Raw genomic sequence first — 1,917 nt, 5'->3', positions numbered from 1 at the left:
GGAAGTGGACGCATTGCTGGCGGATCCGGCGATCGATCTGATCGTGATCGCGACACCGAGTGCGACACATGCGGCGCTTGCCGACAGGGCATTGCGTGCGGGCAAGCATGTGGTGGTGGACAAGCCCTTTGCCCTGTCGCTGGCGGAGGCGCGTGCACTTGCCGCGCTGGCGGACGCGGTCGGGCGCAAGCTGGCTGTGTTCCACAATCGCCGGTTCGACAGCGATTATCTGAGCATCACTGCCGCGATCGCGAATGGTGCGGTTGACAGGGTGACGCATTTCGAGAGCCATTTCGACCGTTTCCGGCCGGAGATACGCGACCGCTGGCGGGAGGACGGATCGCCGGGATCGGGCGTCTGGTTGGACCTTGGCCCGCATCTGGTCGACCAGGCGCTGGCGTTGTTCGGCCGGCCACTGGCGGTGAGCGCCGACATCGCCGCCCTGCGTGCGGGGTCGGTGGCGGACGACTGGGCGCATGTGGTGTTGCGTTATGACGGGCTGCGCGTCGTGCTGCACGCCAGTCTCCATGCGCCGGGTGGCGATGCCGGCGGCGCGCCGCGCTTTGCGGTGCATGGGACGAAGGGATCGCTGATCAAGCGACGGCTCGATCCACAGGAGGCCCAACTGATCGCGGGGCTGCGGCCGGACGATGACATATGGGGGGTCGATCCCGATCCGGTCGAATATCATGACGGCATGGGCGACGTGACGCTCCATCCGGCGACAACCGGATGTCAGGAACGCTTCTACGCGCAGGTCGCCGATGCGCTGCTATCCGGAAGCGCCCTGCCGGTCTCGACAGCACAAGCCCTATCGGTGCAGGAAGTGATCGAGGCGGCATGGCTGTCCGCGCAGCAGATGCGCGTGGTGGCCCTGCCGCAGGATGCCACAAAGTAAATTGAGAGAGGATCGGATATGCCGCTGTCGCTGCCCTTGCGCATATTGCTTATGACAACGCTGCCGATAGCAGGAAACACAGCAGCGCAAGCGGAGCCACCGGCGCAACCGGAAGTGACGATAGCGGAAGGCCGCTTGCGGGGCACGGCGGAGAATGGCGTCATCGCCTTCAAGGGCATTCCCTTTGCCCAGCCGCCGGTCGGCAATCTGCGCTGGCGCGCACCGCAGCCGATCGCCCGCTGGCAGGGCGTGCGCGACGCCAGCCAATATGGCCATGACTGCATGCAACTGCCCTTCCCGTCCGACGCCGCGCCACTCGGCACGCCGCCGGCGGAAGATTGTCTCTATATCAATGTGTGGAAGCCGGAGGGCGCCAAGGCCAAACTGCCGGTGATGGTGTGGATCTATGGCGGCGGTTTCGTCAATGGCGGCTCCTCCCCACCCACCTATTCCGGCGCGGCACTGGCGAAACAGGGCATCATGGTGGTGAGTTTCAACTACCGGCTCGGCCGCTTCGGCACCTTCGCCCATCCGGCGCTGACCAAAGCGGATGCGGACAAGGGGCTGCGCGCCAATTATGGCTATCTGGACCAGATCGCCGCGCTGCAATGGGTGAAGGCCAATATCGCGGCCTTTGGCGGCGATGCTGCCAATGTCACCATCATCGGCGAAAGCGCGGGCGGCATGTCGGTCCATGCGCTGCTGACATCTCCTATGGCGGAGGGGCTGTTCCAGAAGGCGGTGATACAGTCAGGCGGCCCGATGCCGATGGGGGACGCGACGCTTGCCGGCGCCGAGAAACTGGGCGCGGCCTTTGGCGAGAAGAAGGGGGTGCGTGCCGACGATCCCGATGCGCTGGCGAAGCTGCGCGCCTTGCCTGCCGATACAGTGGTCGACGGGCTGAACCTCGCGTCCCTGTTCGCCGGAAGCCCGCGCGAACATAGCAGCCCGATCGCCGATGGCCGGATCGCGGTCGACAGCCTTGCGGCCTATCAGGCCGGGCGTTTCGCCAAGGTGCC

2 protein-coding genes are annotated in these 1,917 nt (G+C 65.8%); both read left to right on the top strand.

Features of this window, described 5'->3' with window-relative positions; translation table 11 throughout:
* The coding region (locus tag VMR39_RS17270; protein ID WP_325417326.1) for a Gfo/Idh/MocA family oxidoreductase at nt 1–898 on the top strand (898 nt) is incomplete at its 5' end.
* Nucleotides 899–916: 18 nt separating this feature from the next.
* Nucleotides 917–1,917, top strand: a 1,001-nt coding sequence (locus tag VMR39_RS17265) for a carboxylesterase/lipase family protein (protein WP_414712544.1), incomplete at its 3' end; no start/stop codon positions are given.

The sequence above is a fragment of the Sphingobium sp. genome (assembly GCF_035511395.1).
Classification (GTDB): Bacteria; Pseudomonadota; Alphaproteobacteria; order Sphingomonadales; family Sphingomonadaceae; genus Sphingobium.
Note: the sequence above shows the minus strand (reverse complement) of the source record. Positions and strands in the feature narration are given on the sequence as shown.